Raw genomic sequence first — 19,372 nt, 5'->3', positions numbered from 1 at the left:
GGCTCCCGACAAAAGAGGTCGTTATGGTCCCGCCGACTCTCATTTCTCCCGCCTCCGAACCGGTCGAAGAGCCCATGCTGGAGCGGCCGCGCGCAAAGCCGAAATCCGATACCGGGGCGCGTATCGGGCAGATTGCGGCTGGCGTTTTGGCAGGGTTCTGGGTTGGCGGCGCCGGAGCCTATTTTCTTGGCCTTGTCCGCACCAATGGCTTTGTCGCGCTCGATCTGCCGATGGCGGCGATTTACACGGTGGTGACGGTGGTGCCGCCTGCCCTTTTCATCGTGCTGGCCTGGTCCTTGGCCCGGGGCATGGCAATGTCGCGCGCCGCCGATGAGCTTGCCGAGGTCACCAACCGCCTCTTCACGGCAGACGAGACTGCCGCCCGCACCGCCGCCCGCCTGGGCCGCGCGGTCCGTCGTGAGCTTGATGGCCTCAATGCCGGGCTGGATGGCGCCTTCAATCGCTTGCGGGCGCTCGAAACCGTGCTCGAGAACCAGATTTCCGCCCTCGATGAAGCAGGGGCCCGCGTGGATGTGCGGGGCGAAGCTTTGGCCACCCGCTTGACCCAGGAGCGCGAGCGTATCGAAGGCGTCGCCGTCACGCTTGCCGATGCCGCGACCCGCGCCGGGGAAACCGTGGCCGGCCGCACTGCCCAGCTCAAATCCATGATCGAGGCTGCGGAAGGTTCGCTCAAAGCCGCGGGCCAGAGCCTGGAAGGCCAAGCGGCCAACTTCCGCCAAGCCGCCTCCACCGCCGCCGATGCGCCCCATGCCGCCGCGGTCGAACTCGACAAGCAGGCCAAGCGGATTGAATCGGTGGCCGATGCCGCCATGGCGCGGGCCGAATTCGTGCTTGGCCGCCAGGAGCGCCACCGCGCCGCGATGAACGAGCTGATGGGCCGTCTCAAAGAGGATTCCACCGCCTTTGAAGCTGCCCTCTCGGCCCAAAAGACGACGCTGGAACAGACCATCACCGCCTTCGCGGCAGAGGCAAAGAAGTTCGAGACCTTGAGCCAGGATACCGATCGCGGTTTTGAGCATCTCATGTCGAATGCCACCCAGCGCACCGCTCATCTGGCGCAGAGCTTTGCCAAGGAAACAGACCGGCTCAAGGTGACCGCCGAACACGCGCATGAGACTATGGCGGCCCTGGTTGTGACCATGCAGGATGCGGGCGTCAGCGCCCAGACCTTGATTGGCGAAACCACGGGCCAAGCCAAGGCCGATGCCAAGTCGCTGGTCGGCGAGGCTATGGGCGAATGCGACCGGCTCTTGCGCACCGCCGCCAAGCTCACCCAGGAAACCAAGGAGATTCACGCCGCCATGAACAAGGCGGTGGAGGAGTTCGAGCGTCATATCTCCAAGCTTCCTGCCATCGCGCAGGAAGAAGCGCAGCGTGTCCGTCAGATGGTGCGGAGCGAAACCGAGGAAATCCTCGATCTTTCCGCGCGCACCCTCTCCACCATCCACGCCCGCACCACCGCCCGCCCCACCCCGCGCGAGACCCGGCCCGAAGAACCGGCAGAGCCTGCGGATGAAGGCCTGCGCGGGCTGGCGCGCAAGCTCACCACCGGCTCCAAGAAAAAGCCCAAGGAAGGCGAGAAGTGGCAGATGTCGACCCTGCTCGCCGCCGCTGCCGAAGATCGCGATGCGCCGCGCAAAGACCTTCGCCCCGGCGCCGCTGCCGCGCTGGGGGCGCTACAGGCCGCGCTGAACGATCTCGCCATCGATCTTGATGCGGTCTCTGCCGATGCCGAGCCGCATGAGGAAGAGTGGCGCCGCTATCTTTCTGGCGATCGCGCCGTCTTCGCGCGCAAGCTTGCCTCCACCATCGATGACGACATGGTGCATCGCATCGCCGATCTTTATCGCGAGAACGCGCGTTTCCGCGACAGCGCCAACGCCTATATGCAGGAATTCGAAGCCCTGCTCGCCCGTGCCAAGGAAGGCGATGGCGGCGGTCTTTTGGCCCCCACCATCCTCTCCGCCGATACCGGCAAAATCTATCTGACAGTGGCCTACGCGCTGGGAAGGCTGTGAGGTGATTTTTCACCTCTCCCTACCTGTCATCCCGGACGCGCCCGCGAAGATCTCTACGTTTCGCAGATGGGCGCGATCCGGGATCTACTTGGAAATCTGGACGGTGTTGAAGTGGGTCCCGGGTCTCTCAGCCCCTGCTGCGCAGGGCCTGATCGCCCGGGATGACAATTTTGCGGTGAGTTTCGACTTGTCCGCCGTAGCTTTAGCGAAGGCGGAAGCACGTCCTACTTCTTCCGCAGTCTTGCTGCGAAGAATCCGTCCATGCCGCCTTTGTCTTTCAGATGGCAGGGCAGCGTCCTGAGATCGCCATTGGCATCGATAAGCTCGTGATGGCCGAAGATTTCTTCCGGCTTCACCGCTTCGCGCGTGAAATCCCCATTGCGTTCCAGGAAGGCATCGATCTGTTCGCTGCCTTCTTCGCGTTCCAGCGAACATGTTGCAAACACCAACAGCCCGCCCGGCGCTACCATCTCGCCAGCACTGTCGAGAATATCGCCCGCCGCTTGCGAACACAGCGTCACATCGCTGGCGCTTTTGATCCAGGGAAGTTCGGGATGGCGGCGAATGGTGCCGGTGGCGCTGCACGGCGCATCGAGCAGCACAAAAGGCACTGGCTCTTTCGGCCGCCAATCGCGCGCGTCCCCCACCACGGTTTCGGCCTCTAATTTTAGCCGCGCGAGATTTTCGAAAAGCTGCGCCATGCGCGCCTCTTCGCGTTCCACGGCGGTCACGATCGCGCCCGCGGCGGCGAGCTGCGCTGTTTTCCCACCCGGCGCGGCGCAAAGATCGATCACCTTCTGCCCCTTCACATCGCCAAGCAGCAGCGGCGGCAGTGTGGCGGCGGCGTCCTGCACCCAGAAGAGGCCTTCTTCATAGCCCGCCAGCGCATCGACGCGTTGCGGCTCGGCAAAACGCCAGACATTGCCGAAAAGATTTTCCGCGCCCTCGATCGCGCCGCCCTTCGACACGATATCGAGCGGCGGCACGCCTTGATGGGCATCGGCAATGGCGCGCGCGACCTCTTCGCCATAGGTGTCGGCCCAGCGCATAAAGAGCCAATCGGGCGTATTCAGTTCGGCCGCGTTTTGCGCTTCGATCACCGCCTTGCCGTCGCGGCTCACCCTTCGCAGCACCGCATTGATCAACGGCTTGAAATGCACCGCATTGCGGTCGGCTTGCGCCAGACGATTGGCGCCATCCACCGCGGCATGAGCAGGCACATCCAGGAACAACAACTCACATGCGCCCGCCAGAAGAATTTCCGGCGCAGGCCCGGCGCGGTTACGCGCGGGCGGCTTGGGCACGAATTCACGGATCAGGGCTTCAAGCTGACCCAGGCGCCGCAAGGTCTCGCTCGCAATGGCGCGGGCAAAACCGGCATCGCGGGCCTCAAGCCCCTCTGTGGCAGCAAGCGCCACATCCAGGGGACGGCGCTTACGCAAGACTTCGGTCAGAATGGAAAGAGCAGCTTTTCGGGCAGGCAAACCGGCAGAGCTCATCCCCACGGACCTTTGGTCACTTGCGGCTGGCTCCAGGGCCCGGCCTTGGGCACGCTGCTGATCGGGTTCTCCTGCTCACCCATCGTGTTCGCCAATGCGCGCAGGCGAGCGATGCGCTGCTCCGTCGGCGGATGGGTGGCGAAAAGCCCGGCCAAGCCACCGCCCGCAAGCGGGTTGATGATGAACATATGGGCCGTCGCCGGATTGGCCTGAGCTTCGGGATTATGGGTCACCTGGGCGGCATGCTCGATGCGCGACAGGGCGGAAGCCAGCCACAAGGGATGGCGGGAGATTTCCGCGCCCGCCTTATCGGCTTCGAATTCGCGCGTGCGGCTGATGGTGGCCTGCACCAGCATGGCCGCGATGGGGGCGAGGATGGAGACGAGCAGCACGCCCGCAATCCCGAGGCCATTATTGCGCCGCTCGCCGCCGCCGAAGAACATCGCGAAATTGGCCAGCATCGAGATGGCGCCCGCAATGGTCGCGGTGATGGTCATGGTCAGGGTATCGCGGTTCTTCACATGGCCCAGCTCATGGGCGAGTACGCCTGCCAGCTCCTGGTCATTGACTCGGTTGAGAAGGCCCGTGGTGGCGCAGACGGCGGCATGTTCGGGGTCGCGTCCCGTGGCAAAGGCGTTGGGCTGGTCATTTTCCACGATGCAGACGCGCGGCATGGGCAGGCCCGCCGCCTTGGAAAGATCGCGCACCATGCCATAGAGCCGGGGAGCGGTGTTTTCATCCACCTCCTGGGCGCCATACATGCGCAAGACCACCTTGTCCGAATTCCAATAGGCGAAGGCATTGGTGCCGACCGCGAAAATGAACGCCATCATCATGCCCGTCGGGCCGCCCAAAAGGGCGCCAACCCCGACAAAAAGCCCGGTCATGGCCGCCATGAGAATGCCGGTACGCAGAGTATTCACGTGTTTTGGTCCAAGCCTTAAGCTGCAGAAGTGATGTAAGATCGATTTATGACCCGTCAAGCTACGGAAATAAAATGGCAAATACGCCCAAACCTACCCCGGAAGCGGTAATTCAGCAGCGCATCGCCGAAGCCGCCGCCCGCGCCCTCGCCGAAGTAGAAGCCCGCCGCAAACAGGCCGAAGCCGCGCCCGCCCTGCCGCCCGAACGTGGCGGCCGTAACGGTCCCGAACCCACCCGCTTCGGCGATTGGGAGAAAAAGGGAATAATATCCGACTTTTAAGAGGGTTTTCCCGCTCTTGAATGGGGGCCTTTGCGGGTCCATTTAGGGAAGGCAACAGAGGGCCATCACGCCATGTTCATCCAGACTGAATCGACGCCGAACCCGGCCACGCTCAAATTTCTGCCCGGCGTCACCGTCATGGGCGAAGGCAAGGTCGCCGATTTCGACGGCCGCGAAGCTGCGGAACGCTCGCCTCTGGCGCGAGCCCTGTTCGAGGTTCCCGATGTCGCCCGCGTCTTCTTCGGAGCTGATTTCATCTCGGTGACCAAAGCCGATGGCGATTGGAAACATCTGAAGCCCGCCATTCTCGGCGCCATCATGGAGCATTTCACCCGCGGCCTACCCTTGATCGAAAGCTCCGAGGAAAAAGAGCTGCCGCACGCCGCAAGCGAGGAGGACAGTGAGATCGTCGCGCAGATCAAGGATCTGATTGAGACTCGCGTGCGTCCCGCTGTGGCACAGGATGGCGGCGATATCGTCTATCACGGCTTCGATGAAGCTTCGGGCATCGTGTATTTGCACATGCGCGGCTCTTGCGCGGGCTGTCCGTCCGCCACCATGACCCTTCGCAATGGCATCGAGAATCTCTTGCGCCATTACGTCCCCGAAGTCAGCGCGGTCGAGGCGGTTTAAGCCGGTTTTCGCTGTCGGCAAATTCTGCGATGGTCCGGCCACCGGCTGGTTCGCCGGATGGGAAGGGATTTGGGCCATGGCCATTAATGACGAAGCGTTGGATAGAATTTTTCGTACCGCCCGCAGCCATCGCGCCTGGCTGGATAAGCCGGTGTCGCCTGCGCTGTTGATGGCGATTTACGATCTGTTGCGCTTCGGCCCGACGGCGCTGAATTCCAATCCTTTGCGCATTGTCTTTGTCACTTCGCCGGAAGCCAAGGCGCGTCTGGTGCCGCATTTGGCCCCGGGCAATGTCGAAAAGACTGTCACCGCGCCTGCCACCGCGATCCTGGGCTACGACACCGAATTTCCCAAAAAGATGGGCAAGCTCACGCCGCATAATCCGACCCTGGGCGAAACGCTCACCAATACTGCGGAAAATGAAATCACCGCCTTCCGCAACGGTTCGCTGCAGGGCGCCTATTTCATCATCGCGGCGCGGGCGCTCGGACTCGATTGCGGGCCCATGTCCGGATTCAGCAATGAAGGCGTCGATGCGGAATTCTTCGCCGGCACGGGCGTGAAATCGAATTTCCTCTGCAATGTCGGCTATGGCGATGCCGCAAAGCTTCACGCCCGCGCGCCACGGCTTTCCTTTGATGAGGCCTGCACGATTGTCTGAGCCGCTGATCCTCGCTGCTGATACCTGTTTTGGCGCCTGCTCCGCCGCGCTGTTGCGCGGTCAAAATGTTGTAGCGCGCCAGAACGTCGCCATGGAGCGCGGCCATGCCGAAGCGCTCGCGCCCATGGTCGAAGCGGTGATGCGCGAGGCTGGGCTTTCTTTCTCTGAGATCGATCGCCTCGCTGTCACCACCGGCCCGGGCAGCTTTACGGGCCAGCGTGTGGGTCTTGCTTTCATGCGGGGCTTGCGCGTGGCGCTTGCAAAACCGCTGCACGGCATTACCAGCCTTGCGGCGATGGCCGAGCAAGCGCGTGTCGAAAACAATCTCATGCTTGGTGCGGCGGTGCATGATGCCAAGCGCGGTGAAGTCTATCTCGCGTTGCAAGGTAGTGATTTTCCGCCAGCCCTTTTAAGCCTTGCGGATGCGGCTGAAATTCTTGCGCCCCTGGGTCCCATGGCTCTGGCCGGAACCGCCGCCCCGCGTTTTGCGCGTGAGGGCGATACACTCACCACCATCACTGCGCCGGACGCGACATGGGTCGCACGGCTTGCCCAATTGCAAGTGACCCCAACAATCGCGCCGCGCCCGCTCTATTTGCGCGCGCCCGATGCCAAATTGCCGGGCGGTCTTCCTGGTCCGCTCTGTGGCGTGTTGAAGCCCACATGATCACGACCGACACGGCACTTCTGTCGCGCTTGCACGCGCAATGTTTCGAAGAGGTATGGAGCGAAAAAAGCTTCGCCGACCTCTTAGCCGTGCCGGGCACCTTCGCGCTGATCGACGAAGCGGCGGCAGGATTCCTTCTTTTACAAGTGGTTGCGGATCAATCAGAGGTGTTGACCCTCGGAGTCACCCCTGCGGCGCGGCGACGCGGGATCGCCTGCGAGTTGCTTGCAAAGGCGTTGGAATTGGCTCAAGAAAAAGGCGCGTCCCATATGCTTCTAGAGGTTGAAAGCTTGAACTTTCAAGCAATTGGCCTCTACCGGAAGTATGGGTTCCTGGAAGTTGGGCGACGCAAAGCATACTACCGGCACGCCGATGGGCGTACTGGAGATGCCCTTATGATGCGTGTGGAAATTCACGCTCTCCGGGTGGGCAATCGCCTGCAACTTGGTTAGAGTCGCAGCATTGAACGAAGGCAGGGGTTTGAACATGACGCGGATCGAAAAACTCTGCGTTGATAAGGGGCTGCGAATGACAGAGCAGCGCCGCATCATCGCGCGGGTGCTCTCGGATGCCGCCGACCATCCTGACGCGGAAGAGCTCTACCGGCGCGCTTCAGCGCTGGATCCGCATATCTCGATCGCCACCGTGTACCGCACGGTTAAGCTGTTCGAGGATGCGGGTATTCTGGAGCGGCATGATTTCCGTGATGGACGCTCGCGCTACGAGGAGATGCCGGAATCGCACCACGACCATCTGATCGACGTACAGTCGGGCAGCGTGATCGAATTCCGCAATGAAGAAATCGAGAAGTTGCAGCGCCGTATCGCGGAAGAGCTGGGTTTCGAGTTGGTGGATCACCGCCTCGAACTCTATGGCGTCCCCAAGAAGCCTCGCTGAACATGCAGTCGCTGAGGGCGTGGGTATTGGCCGTGTTGTTTTTGGGCCTGACGCTCCTCAGCGCGCCCATCCAGTGGCTCGCGATTAAGTTGAGGTTGCCGCTTCAGCGCACCTATCCGCATGCCTATCATCGCTTCTTGTGCCGCCTCTTTGGTATCAAGATTCATGTGCGTGGCGAGCCGGTGCGCGGCCAAGGCGTTCTCATCGTCGCCAATCACACCAGCTATTTCGATATCCTGGTGATGAGCGCGACGCTGCCCGTCTCTTTCGTGGCCAAATCGGAAGTATCGAGCTGGCCGCTCTTCGGGCTAATGTCCAAGCTGCAGCGCTCGGTTTTTGTCGACCGTTCCAAGCGCGCCGAGGCGGTCAAATCGGCCGAACAGATCCGCCAGCGCCTGAAAGACGGCGATACGCTGGTGCTTTTCCCGGAAGGCACCACCAGCGACGGCAATCACGTCCTGCCTTTCAAGAGCGCGCTGATGGGTTCGGTGGAATCCGATATCGGCAGGGACGGCCATGTCGAATATGTGCCGGTGCAGCCGGTCTCGATCAGCTATGTCGGCTATTACGGCATTCCCTTGGGGCGGGAAAACCGGCCTTTCTTTGCCTGGTATGGCGATATGGAGCTGGTGGAGCATGTGCTGGAGGCGTTCAAGACCGGCCCCCTGGATGTGGTGGTGGAGTTCCACAAACCCCTGCGGGTAAGCCCGGAATGTGGCCGCAAGCAATTGGCAGCGCAGGCCGAAAGCACCATCCGTGAGGGCCAGATTAAAGCCCTGCGCGGCGAATGGGGGATGGTCCAGCCACTGGTTCAGGCCGCAGAATAGCAGCTCCCCGCGCGCTGTTTCTTGTCATCGCTTCGCCTATCGCCCATAAGCTTGGCCTATGAAACGGCTTTTCATTAAAACCTATGGTTGCCAGATGAATGTCTACGACTCCGCCCGTATGGCGGAGCTGTTGGCGCCCATCGGCTACGCCCCTGCCGAAACGGCGGATGAGGCGGATATGGTGATCCTCAACACCTGCCACATTCGCGAGAAGGCGGCGGAGAAGGTCTATTCCGAGCTTGGCAAGCTGAAGCAGATCAAGACGGCCAAGGCGCAAGAAGGCACCCGCATGATCCTCGCGGTGGCGGGCTGTGTCGCCCAAGCCGAAGGCCAGGAGATCATTTCGCGCCAGCCGGCGGTGGACATTGTGGTTGGGCCGCAAAGCTATCAGCGCCTGCCCGAGATGATCGCCAAGATCAGCCGCGGCACCGGCCATGAGCTGGAAACCGATTTTCCGGCGGAAGATAAATTCGACAGCCTGCCCGCGCATAAGAGCGCGGAAGGCCCCACCGCGTTTCTGACCGTTCAGGAAGGCTGCGATAAGTTCTGCACCTTCTGCGTCGTCCCCTATACGCGTGGCGCCGAATTCTCCCGTCCGGTGGAACAGATTTTGGCCGAAGCCAAAGGGCTTTGCGACAGCGATGTGCGCGAGCTCACCCTGCTCGGCCAGAACGTCAATGCCTTCAACGGCAAGGGCCTTGATGGCGAGCCCTGGTCGCTGGCGAAGCTTCTCTATGCCCTCGCCGATGTGCCGGGGCTGGATCGCCTGCGCTATGTGACGAGCCATCCGCGCGATATGGGTGAGGATCTCATCACCGCGCATAAGGATCTTGAGATGCTGATGCCGTATCTGCATCTGCCGGTGCAGGCGGGCTCCGATCGCATTCTTCAGGCTATGAATCGCGGTCATACTGCCGCCGATTACTTGCGCCTCATCGATCGCATCCGCGCTGCGCGTCCCGATATGGCGATGTCGGGCGATTTCATCGTCGGCTTCCCGGGCGAGAGCGACAAGGATTTCGAGGATACGCTGGCCCTGGTCAAAACCGTTGGCTACGCCCAGGCCTATTCCTTCAAATACTCCCCGCGCCCCGGCACGCCCGCCGCCGCGCTGACCACGCAAGTGCCTGAAGAGGTGAAGGACGAAAGGCTGCAGCGTTTGCAGGCTTTGCTCACCGCGCAGCAGACGGATTTCAATGTCGCCATGGTCGGGCGCACTGTGAAGGTGCTGTTCGAAAACCCGGGCCGCAAGGAAGGTCAGGCGATCGGCCGTTCGCCCTATCTGCAGCCGGTCTTTGCGGAAGGCGCGGTCGGCCATATCGGCAAGATCGTCGAGGTGCGCATCGAAGAGGCGATGACAAACAGCCTGAGGGGCGTTCTTGTGCATCAGGCCCAATCGGAAAAGGCTCTCGCGGATTGAATACGAAGCGCTTGAAGCTGACGTTGGAATTTCCCAACAACGCGCTTGTCTCGGAACTCTCCGGGCCACATGGAAAGCATTTGGCGCGGCTGGAGCAGAAGCTCGGCGTAAAGGTCGATCTGCGCGGCAATCTCATGTCGATCGAAGGCGATGGACGCGATGCGGCCTCCGCCGTGCTGCGCGCGCTGTATGCGCGGCTGGAAGCAGGCGAGCACATCTCCGCTGCCGAGATCGATTCCGAAATCCGTTTCGCCAATGAGACCGACGACAAGGTTTCAGCCCATACCGGCTCGCCCATGCTGCGCACCTGGTCGGGCAAGAATTTGCGCGCCCGCTCTCCGGCGCAAGCGGCCTATCTCGATTTGATGCGCACCCATCCTCTGGTGTTCGGCATTGGTCCTGCGGGCACCGGCAAAACCTATCTCGCCGCCGCTTTCGGCGCCCATCTTCTCTATGAGCGGCGTGTGGAGCGGTTGATCCTGTCGCGCCCGGCCTTGGAAGCGGGCGAGCGGCTCGGTTTTCTGCCCGGCGATCTGAAAGAGAAGATCGATCCCTATCTGCGTCCGCTTTATGACGCGCTGATGGATGTGATCGGCGAGCCAGCGCTCAAGATGATGGAGCAGGGCATTATCGAGGTCGCTCCCCTCGCCTTCATGCGCGGGCGTACCCTTTCCAGAGCCTTTGTCATTCTCGATGAGGCGCAGAACACCACCGCGCCGCAAATGAAGATGTTTCTCACCCGTTTGGGCGAGGATTCGCGCATGGTGGTGACGGGCGATGCCAGCCAGAGCGATTTGCCCGGCGGGCGCGCCGAAGGGCTCAATCAGGCGCTTTCCATTCTCAAAGGCGTGGAAGGTGTCGCGGTGGCACAATTTGCCGACAAAGATGTCGTACGCCATGCCCTCGTCACGCGCATCGTCACCGCTTATAATGCGGCGGATAGGGCGGCGAACGCCAAGAAGCATAAGTCTGAACATAAGCCTGAAGAGGACGAAGATTGAGCATCACGCTCGTCATCGAAGATGCCCGCTGGCGCAAGCTCAAAGGGCTCACGGCGCGGGTCAAACGTGCAGTCAAGGCGGCGCTTGCGGAAGCTGGGGCTGAGGAGGCGAGCGAGCTTACCCTGATGCTGACGACCGACAAAAAGGTGCAGAAGCTGAACGCCCAATTTCGCGGCAAGGACAAGCCCACAAATGTGCTCTCCTTCCCGGCGGGGGTAGAGGACTATCTCGGCGATATCGCGATTGCCTATGGCGTCACCGCGCGTGAGGCTAAAGAGTCCAAGAAAACGCTGCTCGACCACACCACGCACTTAACTGTGCATGGCGTGTTGCATTTGCTTGGCTACGATCACGTCACCGAACGTCAGGCCCGCAAGATGGAACCGATGGAAGTGCGCATTTTACAGACCATGAAAATCGCCAATCCTTATGACGCCGAGCTTTATGGGACAAAGAAATGAGCGGCGCGTCTGACCCAGACCCATCATCGGAAAAATCGCCTTCTCTCTTGAAACGCTTGGCGCATCTGTTGCGCGGAGATGATGCGGCAGCGCAGATGCGCGAAAGCCTCGAAGAGGTGATCGAGGAAAGCGAGCGGCAATCGCCCGATCTGTCCGCGCCAGAGCGCACCATGCTCGCCAACCTGCTCAAATTCGGTGAGCTTCGGGTCAAAGATGTGATGGTGCCGCGCGCCGATATCGTGGCGGTGGAAGAAAAGACCACGCTTACCGAGCTTGTGGAGCTGTTTCGCGAAGCCCAGCATTCGCGCCTGCCGGTCTATCGCGAGAGTCTCGATGATCCCATCGGGCTTGTGCATTTGAAAAGCGTGCTTGAGCTCTTTGAGAGCAATGGCGAAGACAGTTTCCGCCTGCGCGAGCGGCCCATTGCCCAGATCAAGCGCGACATCCTCTTCGCGCCGCCCTCTATGCCGGTGGTGGACCTGCTCTTGAAGATGCAGACCTCCCACACCCATCTCGCCCTCGTCATCGATGAGTATGGCGGCACCGACGGCCTCGTCTCGATCGAAGACATCATCGAAGAAATCGTCGGTGACATCGCTGATGAGCATGATGAGGAAGCCCCGCATGCGCGCCCGCAGCCCGGCGGCGGGTTCCTGGCCGATGCCCGCATCGATCTGGAAGATTTCCGCGCCGAGACCGGCATCGAATTTCCGCTCGATGAAGAAACCGAAGGCGAGATCGATACTTTAGGCGGGCTGGTGGTGTCGCTTCTGGGCCGCGTGCCGCAACGGGGCGAGATTGTCGCCCATCCCAACGGCGCGGAGTTCGAGGTCTTGGAAGCTGACCCGCGCCGTGTCAAACGCCTCAGAATCCGCCCGCCAGCAAACCCGGCTCAAGCATGACCTTTTTGCGTAATGTGGTTTTTCTTCTGGCCAAGACTGGCCATTGGTTTCGCGCGCTCAAGGGCTGGCGCCGCTTTGGCATGGCGGTGGCGGCTGGTGCGTTTTCCGCGCTCGGCTTTGCGCCGTTTTCCTTTTTCCCCGCCCTGCTCTTCGGCTTCGCCGCGCTGGTGCTCCTGCTGGAAGCCGCCGCCACAGAGCCAAAGAAGCTCAGCGCCGCTTTCCGTGTTGGGTTTTGGTTCGGGTTTGGTCAATTTCTCGTCGGCTTGCATTGGATCGGTTATGCCTTCCTGGTCGATGCAGAAAGCCATGCCTGGCAAATTCCGTTTGTAGCGCTGCTCTTTCCGGGTGGGCTCGCCCTTTTTATCGCCGCGGCCGCTTTGCTGGCGGTGCGTTTCTCGCGGCCCGGCCTGTCTCGCGTGCTCGCCGTGAGTGCCGCCTATGCGTTAAGCGAATGGCTGCGGGGCCATATTCTCACGGGTTTTCCTTGGAATATCGCAGGCTATGGCTGGGGAGCCTCTTTGGCGGTTCTGCAAAGCGCCAGTGTGATTGGCGTGTATGGCCTCAGCCTTTTGACCGTTCTGTTCGGTTGCAGCTTGGCTTTGCTTTTTGCGTCTAAGCCGCGTTTTGGATTGGCGGGCGCGATGGCGCTTGTTTTCACTTTCCTGTTTGTTGGTGGTGCGATCCGTCTTGGCGTCACGCCCGAGCAAAATAAGCCCGCAATCACAATACGTTTGGTGCAGCCGGATATTCCGCAGGCGGAGAAATATCAGCGCAAATATATCGTGCGGAATTGGCGCCGTTTGCTCGATTTAAGTGCAGCGCCGGGCAAACCCTCCATCATCATCTGGCCGGAAGCGGCCCCGCCTTTTCTGCTGAATGAACAGCCTTTGGCCTTGGATCAGATCGGGCGTCTCACCGAAGGCCGACTCGGCTTAATGACCGGCGGTCTTCGCCGCGAATTCCTGCCCAATGACGAAATGCAGCTTGCCAACAGCTTTTTTGTCTATGGCCAGGCTGGGATACTTTTGGACAGTTACGACAAATCGCATCTCGTTCCTTTTGGTGAATATCTCCCTTTTGAGAAAACGCTTACCGCCCTCGGTCTTTCCAAGCTCACCGGCATTGAAGGCGGCTTTATCAAAGGGGCGGGTCCGCGCGTGATGGCGTTACCAGGTGCTGGCAACGTTACCGCTCTGATCTGTTACGAGATTTTATTTCCCGGCGAAGTTGAAGGCGCTAAGCGCCCGGATTGGTTCGTAAATGTCACCGACGATTCCTGGTTTGGGCCTTGGGCCGGGCCGCGGCAGCATCTTCTGGTGGCACGCGTTAGAGCGATTGAAGAAGGCGTTCCGGTCGTTCGGGATGCGAATACCGGCATCAGTGCAATCATCGATCCATTGGGACGCATTCGTCAGTCATTGGGGCTCGGCAAAATGGGCTTTATAGATGGCCCACTTCCCGCACCGCTTGCGCCAACACCCTACTCACAATCGATTGATTTGTTCTTTTGGCTGGTGCTGATTGCGATGATCGCTTTGACAGCGCGCCTATATCGCGCAAGATAATACATTGCCGCTCCGCAACGTGAACTCAGCATCCGGTTATGCTAACGCTCGCGTAGTTCTTTCCTCTCCAACCGTTAAGTCCAAGACCTTGCCAAAAAAACAAGCCAATCCGATCGACGGCCAAGTAGGCAACAGACTTCGTCTGCGCCGCATGATGATCGGCATGAGTCAGGAACGGCTGGGCGAATTGCTCGGCCTCACGTTCCAGCAGGTGCAAAAGTACGAGAAGGGCGTGAACCGCATTGGTGCGGGCCGCCTGTTCGAAATCGCCCGTATTCTCGGGGTTCCGATCCAGTACTTCTATGAAAGCGTCACTGACCAATTGCAGGCCACGCCGGGTTTTGCCGAACGTGACTCGCAGCCGGTTCTCGAATTCGTGTCGAGCGGCGATGGTCTGCAGCTTTCGCTGGCCTTCATGCGCATCAAGGACGCCAAGGTCCGCAAGCGCGTGTTGGATCTCGTCAAGAGCCTGGCCGACGACAGCCCCGAAGACGCCGAATAAGCGTCTTGCTTCTTGAGACTAGAGGGCGAGCCAGTTGGCTGCCTTCGGTTTCAGCGCCTCACCAGCTTCCCGCCCTGCGCGAGCCGCTTCACTCTTCCCGTAAATGTCAATATCGATGCTGAATTGCGTGGCGATCGCATCGCTGCCATCCGGGGCCAGCACCTCGCCTCTGAAGCTGAGCGTCTTGCCGTCATAGCGCGCAAGCCCTGCGATGGGCGTGCGGCAGGAGCCATCGAGCGCCGCTTGGAAGGCGCGTTCGCAGATCAGCTCGATCTCGGTTTTTTCATCATTCAGCCGCGCCACCGCTTGGGTCGCGAATGAGTCTGAGAGGCGCAGCTCGATCCCCACCGCGCCTTGCGCCAGCGAGGGCAGCCATTCCTCCGTAGGCAGAGCATTTACGGCGCGTGCGCCCAGCCCCAGCCGTTTCAGGCCTGCCCGGGCCAGGATAATGGCATCCATCTCGCCGCTATCGAGCTTGGAAAGCCGGGTGTCGACATTGCCGCGCAACATCACGGGGCTTACATCCGGGCGAGCGCGCCTCACCTGCGCACTGCGCCGGACCGACGAGGTGCCGAGCTTGGCGCCCTCGGGCAAATCCTGGATGCGCGCCGCATGCGGGCTGATCAGCACGTCCTGCGGCTCCTCGCGGGGCAGGATGGCGCCCAGGCCCAGCCCCTCCGGCATCTGCACCGGCACGTCCTTCATGGAATGGACGGCGATATCGATGCGATGATCGAGCAGCGCCTCTTCCAATTCCTTGACGAACAGGCCCTTACCGCCGGCATCGGCCAGCGGACGGTCCAAAATCTTGTCGCCGGTGGTCTTGATCAACACGATCTCGGTCACGACGCCGAAAGCGGCGATCATGTCGGCGACCATCTGGGTTTGAGCCCGGGCAAGCCGCGATGCGCGGGTCCCGATACGAAGAATGCTTTCAGCCATGTCAGTTTTCGATTACAGCCTTTCGGCGTTTTAGAACAGGCTGAAACTTGCGGCCCTGGACCATCTTAGGCATCGAGACGAGTTGCGACGAGACCGCCGCGGCGGTGGTGCGCGGCACGCCGCCTGGGCCGGGGGAAATTCTCGCCAATGTGGTGTTTTCCCAGCTCGAGGAGCACCGGCCCTATGGCGGGGTGGTGCCGGAAATCGCCGCCCGTGCCCATGTGGAACTTCTGGACGAGATCGTCGCCAAGGCCCTTTCCGAGGCCGGGCTGAAGCTTTCAGAAATCGACGCGGTGGCCGCCACCGCCGGGCCGGGGCTGATCGGCGGGGTGATGGTGGGGCTGGTCACCGCCAAAGCCCTGGCGCTTGCCGCCGGTAAGCCGCTGATTGCGCTCAATCATTTGGAAGGACACGGGTTTAGCGCCCGGCTTTCCAATGGCGCCCCCTTTCCCCTTCTCCTGCTTCTGGTCTCGGGCGGGCATTGCCAGCTTCTGGGGGTGGAGGGGCCGGGTAAATTCCGCCTCTATGGCACCACCATCGACGATGCGGCGGGCGAAGCCTTTGATAAGACGGCAAAACTCCTCGGCCTACCCTATCCAGGCGGGCCCCGGATCGAGGCGATGGCGCGGCAGGGTAATCCCGCCCGCTATCCTCTGCCCCGGCCGATGAAGGGCCGCCCGGGCGCCGATTTCTCCTTTTCTGGCCTCAAAACCGCCGTCCGCCTGCTGGCCGAGGCCGAAAAAGTGGACACCGCCGATCTCTGCGCCTCCTTCCAGGCTGCGGTGATCGACATTTTGACCGACCGGGTGCGCGCCGCCATGGCGATGTTCCGCGCCGATTTCCCCCATGAAGCCGCGCCGGGTTTGGTGGTGGCGGGCGGGGTCGCGGCCAATGGGGCAATTCGCGAGGCCCTTTCCGGTCTTGCGGGTGCCGAGGGCTTTTCCCTCACCGTGCCGCCGGTGAAGCTTTGCACCGATAACGCCGCCATGATCGCCTGGGCCGGGGTGGAACGGGCCGCGCTCGGCGCTTTTGATCCCCTCGATGCCCCGGCGCGCGCGCGCTGGCCGCTCTACCCTGATGAGGTCTCATGAAGATCGCGACCTGGAACATCAATTCGGTGCGCCTGCGCGCCCCGCTCGCCGCCCGTTTCCTGCGCGAGCACCAGCCCGATGTCTTGTGCCTGCAGGAAACCAAATGCCCCAACGAGCTTTTCCCCGCCAAGGAATTTGCCAAGCTCGGTTATGAGCATCAGTCCGTGCACGGACAAAAAGGCTATAACGGCGTTGCCATTCTCTCAAAGCTTCCCTTCGCGGCCCAAGGTACCGATGATTTCTGTCGTGAAGGCCATTGCCGCCAAATCCGTGTGACGTTTGAGAACGGGTTGGAGCTGCATGATTTCTATGTCCCCGCTGGCGGCGATGTGCCCGATGCCAAGCTCAATCCGAAATTCGATCACAAGCTCGATTTTTTGAAACGCATGGCCGATTTCTTCGGTAAGCGCAAAGACAGCGCCAAGACGCCGGTGGTGCTGGTGGGCGATCTCAATGTTGCACCTTTGGAGCATGACGTCTGGAGCCATAAGCAGCTCCTCAATGTCGTCAGCCACACGCCGATCGAAACCGAGCTTTTGAAAACCTGCGCCGCCGCGTTCGATTGGATCGATGTCACGCGCCAATTCGTGCCGGAAAATGAAAAGATTTATTCCTGGTGGAGCTATCGCGCCGCCGATTGGGAAGCTTCTGATCGTGGCCGCCGTCTCGATCACATCTGGGCCAGCCAGGCGCTGAAAGGCGCCATCAAAAGCCAGAAGATCGTCAAGAAAATGCGCGGCTGGGAAAAAGCCTCCGACCATGTGCCGGTGATGGCTGAGTTCGACATCTGATATGCCTGTCGCCATGGCCGGGCGTGACCCGGCCATCCAGATTTCCCCACCGAAAAAGCCGATGAAACTTGCTTTACTGCGTCACGGACCTACCGAATGGAATGCTGAAGGGCGTATCCAAGGCACCATCGACATTCCTTTGAGCGCGGCGGGCTTCGCCAAAATGTCGGCGCTTCTGCCGCCTGAAGGGTTTGAAACTGCGCGGCGCTATTGCTCTCCCAAACTGCGCGCCCGCCAAACCGCCGAGTGCCTCGGGTTTACCGATCCTATTCTGGATGCACGCCTCATCGAGCAGAATTGGGGTCAATGGGAAGGCCTGACGCGGGCAGAGATGATCGCGCGCGATGGCGACGACGCATTTGAGCGGGCGGGGGCTAAACGCGGCGTGGAATTTCGCCCGCCGGGCGGTGAATCCACGGGCGAGGTGCAGGCGCGGCTGCAAAACTTCTTCACCGACATCGCCGCGAAAGGCGAAGACGCCATCGCTGTCGCCCATATGGGCGTGCTCCGCGCCGCGTATGCGATAGCAACACAATGGGACCACTCCGCCCCCATGCCGCCCGAACTCGATGTGAATGCCGTGGTGATCCTGAATCTTACCGAGAGAGGGGTGCCGAGCATCGCCGCACTCAACGTGCCGTTTCGGGTGAAGGCGGCGGCGCTTTAATCCGCGCGCCTTCTTTGCGTGCAGAAAAGAAGGCTCAAACCTGCGAACGCGCCGGTTCCAGATATTGCACGAAGGAAATCACGTTCCCATCAGGGTCGCGGATATGAAAATCGATACCGCCCCAGGGATGGCGTGTGAGATGCTGGGCAAACTCGACCTGCCGCGCCGCGAATTCCGCATGCAACGCTTTGACATTCGTGACTTCGATGGAGGCAAGGATCAGCGATGTCTCTCGCGCCGCCAGCGCGGCGAAGTTGGGCGCACCGACATGGCGCAAATGCAGGCAGACATTTCCCCGCGAAACCGCGCCATAAAAGGGCGGCTCGCCATGCAGGAAGTCGCATATAAAGCCGAGCTTGGTTTCAAAAAATGCCGCGCTCGCCGAAACATCGCGCACCATAAGAATGGGTACGACTCCGCGGAACAGCGGCTCTCCTTGCGCCATGGCTTCTGGCACGGAAACCTTCTCAATGTTCTCCTTCAGGGATGACCAATCGCTGAAGCCCGCTTCTACGGCGATAATTTCCTGCGCCATAGTGAGCGGCAGATCCATGTCGAGGATTTCGACATCGCTCAAATCTGCGAAGCGCTTCAAGATCCGCACCTTGGCGCCAACGGAATAGTCGCGCGCCTGGTGCCAGCGTTGCAGCAATTTTGCTTGCTTACGAAACGAGTCGATTGAGGGCATGCCTGTCTCCTGCTGAAGTTTTCAGCGGGCGGGCTTAGCCCTTTCGGCCCCAAAGCCGATGCATCCCGAAAGCTCAAGAAATTTAAGAAGGGCCTGGCCGCTTGTCAAATATTCGCGCCCCCTTTCAAGGCTCCCTTGTTGTTGAAGGTTCCGCACCTATATCCCCAATAGGCCAGCTAAAAGGGGGCGAGGATGTTTCGCTTTTTTTTGCAACGGGCGTTTTTTGCAGCTTTGCTGCTTTGCGTGTTTGGCCTGCCTAATTCTGCAAGTGCTGCACCAGCCTGCCCGCGAATGGAATTTGTTGTGGTTGATGACCATGGCCCTCGCACAATGTCGGGTCCTGACGGAAAGTTATTGCACCTTGACGCGGCGCCTCTTTTGACAAGTGCTGACTTCACGGGTGCAAATGTAAGTCCTACCGAAGGCCAGATTGTCCTGAACATCAACTTGGATCGCGACGGCGCCCAACGGATTCAACAGTTCAGCAAGAGCCATGTTGGGGCAACACTTGCCTTCATCGCAGATGGCGAGGTGCTTAATGCGGCGAGAATTCTCGATCCGATTACCTTCGATGGTTTTCTGGTCGGGCCGCTGGAGCAAGCCAAAGCGGATGGTCTGGCCAAGCAAATCAATCAAGCCGCGGCCGATCACGCCTGCCATGCAGCCAGGTGAAGGCAATCCTGTCCGTCTTCTGTCCGCCGCCTTAAATCCGTTCCGCCGTTCTTGATGTCGGCAGTCGCGCTTCCCACATCGAGAGGGCTCTTTGACTTCGTGGGGAATGGAAATCAGACAAGTCTGCGCCCCAGACGCGGCGAAGTTTTTGACGAAAACTTTGCGCTATCAGTTGCTTACGGCGAAAAACGCGGACTGGAATGTCAAAATTTGAATTTGTCCGTTTCGGCGTGTCTGTCTTCA

General features: G+C 60.6%; 22 protein-coding genes. 18 read left to right on the top strand and 4 right to left on the bottom strand.

Annotated elements, in window-relative coordinates; all coding sequences use genetic code 11:
- Nucleotides 1–23 precede the first annotated feature (23 nt).
- On the top strand, nt 24–2,039 hold the full coding sequence (locus FHS83_RS07270; protein WP_167082313.1) for a coiled-coil domain-containing protein: 2,016 nt from the start codon (nt 24–26) through the stop codon (nt 2,037–2,039).
- 224 nt (nt 2,040–2,263) lie between these two features.
- On the opposite strand, the gene FHS83_RS07265 is transcribed toward FHS83_RS07270, so the two are convergent.
- Both FHS83_RS07265 and htpX read right to left on the bottom strand, forming a co-directional pair.
- Nucleotides 2,264–3,538: an RsmB/NOP family class I SAM-dependent RNA methyltransferase gene (locus FHS83_RS07265; protein ID WP_167082311.1), complete on the bottom strand. Its 1,275-nt coding sequence runs from the start codon at nt 3,536–3,538 to the stop codon at nt 2,264–2,266.
- Nucleotides 3,535–4,461, bottom strand: coding sequence for a zinc metalloprotease HtpX (gene htpX / locus FHS83_RS07260; RefSeq protein ID WP_167082309.1), 927 nt, complete (start codon nt 4,459–4,461; stop codon nt 3,535–3,537). The genes FHS83_RS07265 and htpX overlap by 4 nt, the downstream gene beginning before the upstream one ends.
- Nucleotides 4,462–4,535: 74 nt before the next feature.
- On the opposite strand from htpX, the gene FHS83_RS07255 reads away from it, so the two are divergent.
- The 13 genes from FHS83_RS07255 (at nt 4,536) to FHS83_RS07195 (ending at nt 14,278) form a co-directional block, all read left to right on the top strand.
- Nucleotides 4,536–4,742 carry a DUF1674 domain-containing protein gene (locus tag FHS83_RS07255; RefSeq protein WP_167082307.1) on the top strand — a complete coding sequence of 69 codons (207 nt, stop codon included), beginning with the start codon at nt 4,536–4,538 and terminating at the stop codon, nt 4,740–4,742.
- A gap of 72 nt (nt 4,743–4,814) precedes the next feature.
- Nucleotides 4,815–5,375, top strand: a complete 561-nt coding sequence (locus FHS83_RS07250; protein WP_167082305.1) for a NifU family protein — start codon at nt 4,815–4,817, stop codon at nt 5,373–5,375.
- Nucleotides 5,376–5,451: 76 nt separating this feature from the next.
- Nucleotides 5,452–6,036, top strand: a complete 585-nt coding sequence (locus tag FHS83_RS07245; RefSeq protein WP_167082303.1) for a malonic semialdehyde reductase — start codon at nt 5,452–5,454, stop codon at nt 6,034–6,036.
- On the top strand, nt 6,029–6,703 hold the full coding sequence (gene tsaB / locus FHS83_RS07240; RefSeq protein WP_167082301.1) for a tRNA (adenosine(37)-N6)-threonylcarbamoyltransferase complex dimerization subunit type 1 TsaB: 675 nt from the start codon (nt 6,029–6,031) through the stop codon (nt 6,701–6,703). Before FHS83_RS07245 ends, tsaB begins: the two co-directional genes overlap by 8 nt.
- Entirely contained in the window at nt 6,700–7,155 is a 456-nt protein-coding gene (locus FHS83_RS07235) for a GNAT family N-acetyltransferase (RefSeq protein WP_167082299.1), read from the top strand. The genes tsaB and FHS83_RS07235 overlap by 4 nt, the downstream gene beginning before the upstream one ends.
- 34 nt (nt 7,156–7,189) lie before the next feature.
- The gene (locus FHS83_RS07230; protein WP_167082298.1) at nt 7,190–7,600 is read left to right on the top strand and encodes a Fur family transcriptional regulator; all 411 of its coding nucleotides are present in this window, start codon (nt 7,190–7,192) and stop codon (nt 7,598–7,600) included.
- Nucleotides 7,601–7,602: 2 nt separating this feature from the next.
- A complete protein-coding gene (gene olsA / locus FHS83_RS07225; RefSeq protein WP_344100564.1) occupies nt 7,603–8,427 on the top strand; it encodes a lyso-ornithine lipid O-acyltransferase in 825 nt (274 codons plus the stop codon).
- A gap of 58 nt (nt 8,428–8,485) precedes the next feature.
- A complete protein-coding gene (gene miaB / locus FHS83_RS07220) occupies nt 8,486–9,847 on the top strand; it encodes a tRNA (N6-isopentenyl adenosine(37)-C2)-methylthiotransferase MiaB (RefSeq protein WP_167082294.1) in 1,362 nt (453 codons plus the stop codon).
- Nucleotides 9,844–10,848 carry a PhoH family protein gene (locus tag FHS83_RS07215; protein ID WP_243846195.1) on the top strand — a complete coding sequence of 335 codons (1,005 nt, stop codon included), beginning with the start codon at nt 9,844–9,846 and terminating at the stop codon, nt 10,846–10,848. The genes miaB and FHS83_RS07215 overlap by 4 nt, the downstream gene beginning before the upstream one ends.
- On the top strand, nt 10,845–11,309 hold the full coding sequence (gene ybeY, locus FHS83_RS07210) for an rRNA maturation RNase YbeY (RefSeq protein ID WP_167082292.1): 465 nt from the start codon (nt 10,845–10,847) through the stop codon (nt 11,307–11,309). Before FHS83_RS07215 ends, ybeY begins: the two co-directional genes overlap by 4 nt.
- Nucleotides 11,306–12,211, top strand: a complete 906-nt coding sequence (locus FHS83_RS07205; RefSeq protein ID WP_208414274.1) for a hemolysin family protein — start codon at nt 11,306–11,308, stop codon at nt 12,209–12,211. The genes ybeY and FHS83_RS07205 overlap by 4 nt, the downstream gene beginning before the upstream one ends.
- Entirely contained in the window at nt 12,208–13,776 is a 1,569-nt protein-coding gene (lnt, locus tag FHS83_RS07200) for an apolipoprotein N-acyltransferase (RefSeq protein WP_167082290.1), read from the top strand. The genes FHS83_RS07205 and lnt overlap by 4 nt, the downstream gene beginning before the upstream one ends.
- A gap of 88 nt (nt 13,777–13,864) precedes the next feature.
- On the top strand, nt 13,865–14,278 hold the full coding sequence (locus tag FHS83_RS07195) for a helix-turn-helix domain-containing protein (RefSeq protein WP_167085332.1): 414 nt from the start codon (nt 13,865–13,867) through the stop codon (nt 14,276–14,278).
- Between the two features lie 18 nt (nt 14,279–14,296).
- Here FHS83_RS07195 and hemC read toward each other — a convergent pair whose 3' ends face one another.
- Nucleotides 14,297–15,220 carry a hydroxymethylbilane synthase gene (gene hemC / locus FHS83_RS07190; RefSeq protein WP_167082288.1) on the bottom strand — a complete coding sequence of 308 codons (924 nt, stop codon included), beginning with the start codon at nt 15,218–15,220 and terminating at the stop codon, nt 14,297–14,299.
- Between the two features lie 47 nt (nt 15,221–15,267).
- Between hemC and tsaD the strand changes: the two genes are divergently transcribed.
- From tsaD to FHS83_RS07175, 3 genes are all read left to right on the top strand, one after another.
- Nucleotides 15,268–16,311, top strand: a complete 1,044-nt coding sequence (gene tsaD / locus FHS83_RS07185) for a tRNA (adenosine(37)-N6)-threonylcarbamoyltransferase complex transferase subunit TsaD (RefSeq protein WP_167082286.1) — start codon at nt 15,268–15,270, stop codon at nt 16,309–16,311.
- Nucleotides 16,308–17,102, top strand: a complete 795-nt coding sequence (gene xth, locus FHS83_RS07180; RefSeq protein WP_167082284.1) for an exodeoxyribonuclease III — start codon at nt 16,308–16,310, stop codon at nt 17,100–17,102. The genes tsaD and xth overlap by 4 nt, the downstream gene beginning before the upstream one ends.
- Nucleotides 17,103–17,163: 61 nt before the next feature.
- On the top strand, nt 17,164–17,769 hold the full coding sequence (locus FHS83_RS07175; protein WP_167082282.1) for a histidine phosphatase family protein: 606 nt from the start codon (nt 17,164–17,166) through the stop codon (nt 17,767–17,769).
- A 34-nt stretch (nt 17,770–17,803) separates the two neighbouring features.
- On the opposite strand, the gene FHS83_RS07170 is transcribed toward FHS83_RS07175, so the two are convergent.
- The gene (locus tag FHS83_RS07170; RefSeq protein WP_167082281.1) at nt 17,804–18,457 is read right to left on the bottom strand and encodes a glyoxalase superfamily protein; all 654 of its coding nucleotides are present in this window, start codon (nt 18,455–18,457) and stop codon (nt 17,804–17,806) included.
- 192 nt (nt 18,458–18,649) lie between these two features.
- Here FHS83_RS07170 and FHS83_RS07165 point away from each other — a divergent pair, with 192 nt between their 5' ends.
- Nucleotides 18,650–19,129: a SecDF P1 head subdomain-containing protein gene (locus tag FHS83_RS07165; protein WP_167082279.1), complete on the top strand. Its 480-nt coding sequence runs from the start codon at nt 18,650–18,652 to the stop codon at nt 19,127–19,129.
- The last annotated feature ends 243 nt before the right edge of the window (nt 19,130–19,372 follow it).

Origin of the sequence: Rhizomicrobium palustre, assembly GCF_011761565.1 — a bacterium.
GTDB classification, from domain to species: Bacteria; Pseudomonadota; Alphaproteobacteria; order Micropepsales; family Micropepsaceae; genus Rhizomicrobium; species Rhizomicrobium palustre.
This window is presented reverse-complemented; position numbering and strand designations above follow the sequence as displayed.

Excerpts from the sequence above, each read along its gene's own strand:
- FHS83_RS07265 (WP_167082311.1), bottom strand. The coding sequence starts at position 3,538 with ATGAGCTCTGCCGGTTTGCCTGCCCGAAAAGCTGCTCTTTCCATTCTG.
- FHS83_RS07245 (WP_167082303.1), top strand. The coding sequence starts at position 5,452 with ATGGCCATTAATGACGAAGCGTTGGATAGAATTTTTCGTACCGCCCGC.
- lnt (WP_167082290.1), top strand. The coding sequence starts at position 12,208 with ATGACCTTTTTGCGTAATGTGGTTTTTCTTCTGGCCAAGACTGGCCAT.
- hemC (WP_167082288.1), bottom strand. The coding sequence starts at position 15,220 with ATGGCTGAAAGCATTCTTCGTATCGGGACCCGCGCATCGCGGCTTGCC.
- xth (WP_167082284.1), top strand. The coding sequence starts at position 16,308 with ATGAAGATCGCGACCTGGAACATCAATTCGGTGCGCCTGCGCGCCCCG.
- olsA (WP_344100564.1), top strand. The coding sequence starts at position 7,603 with ATGCAGTCGCTGAGGGCGTGGGTATTGGCCGTGTTGTTTTTGGGCCTG.
- FHS83_RS07250 (WP_167082305.1), top strand. The coding sequence starts at position 4,815 with ATGTTCATCCAGACTGAATCGACGCCGAACCCGGCCACGCTCAAATTT.
- FHS83_RS07205 (WP_208414274.1), top strand. The coding sequence starts at position 11,306 with ATGAGCGGCGCGTCTGACCCAGACCCATCATCGGAAAAATCGCCTTCT.
- FHS83_RS07170 (WP_167082281.1), bottom strand. The coding sequence starts at position 18,457 with ATGCCCTCAATCGACTCGTTTCGTAAGCAAGCAAAATTGCTGCAACGC.
- FHS83_RS07255 (WP_167082307.1), top strand. The coding sequence starts at position 4,536 with ATGGCAAATACGCCCAAACCTACCCCGGAAGCGGTAATTCAGCAGCGC.
- FHS83_RS07165 (WP_167082279.1), top strand. The coding sequence starts at position 18,650 with ATGTTTCGCTTTTTTTTGCAACGGGCGTTTTTTGCAGCTTTGCTGCTT.
- miaB (WP_167082294.1), top strand. The coding sequence starts at position 8,486 with ATGAAACGGCTTTTCATTAAAACCTATGGTTGCCAGATGAATGTCTAC.
- FHS83_RS07270 (WP_167082313.1), top strand. The coding sequence starts at position 24 with ATGGTCCCGCCGACTCTCATTTCTCCCGCCTCCGAACCGGTCGAAGAG.
- FHS83_RS07175 (WP_167082282.1), top strand. The coding sequence starts at position 17,164 with ATGAAACTTGCTTTACTGCGTCACGGACCTACCGAATGGAATGCTGAA.
- FHS83_RS07235 (WP_167082299.1), top strand. The coding sequence starts at position 6,700 with ATGATCACGACCGACACGGCACTTCTGTCGCGCTTGCACGCGCAATGT.
- FHS83_RS07230 (WP_167082298.1), top strand. The coding sequence starts at position 7,190 with ATGACGCGGATCGAAAAACTCTGCGTTGATAAGGGGCTGCGAATGACA.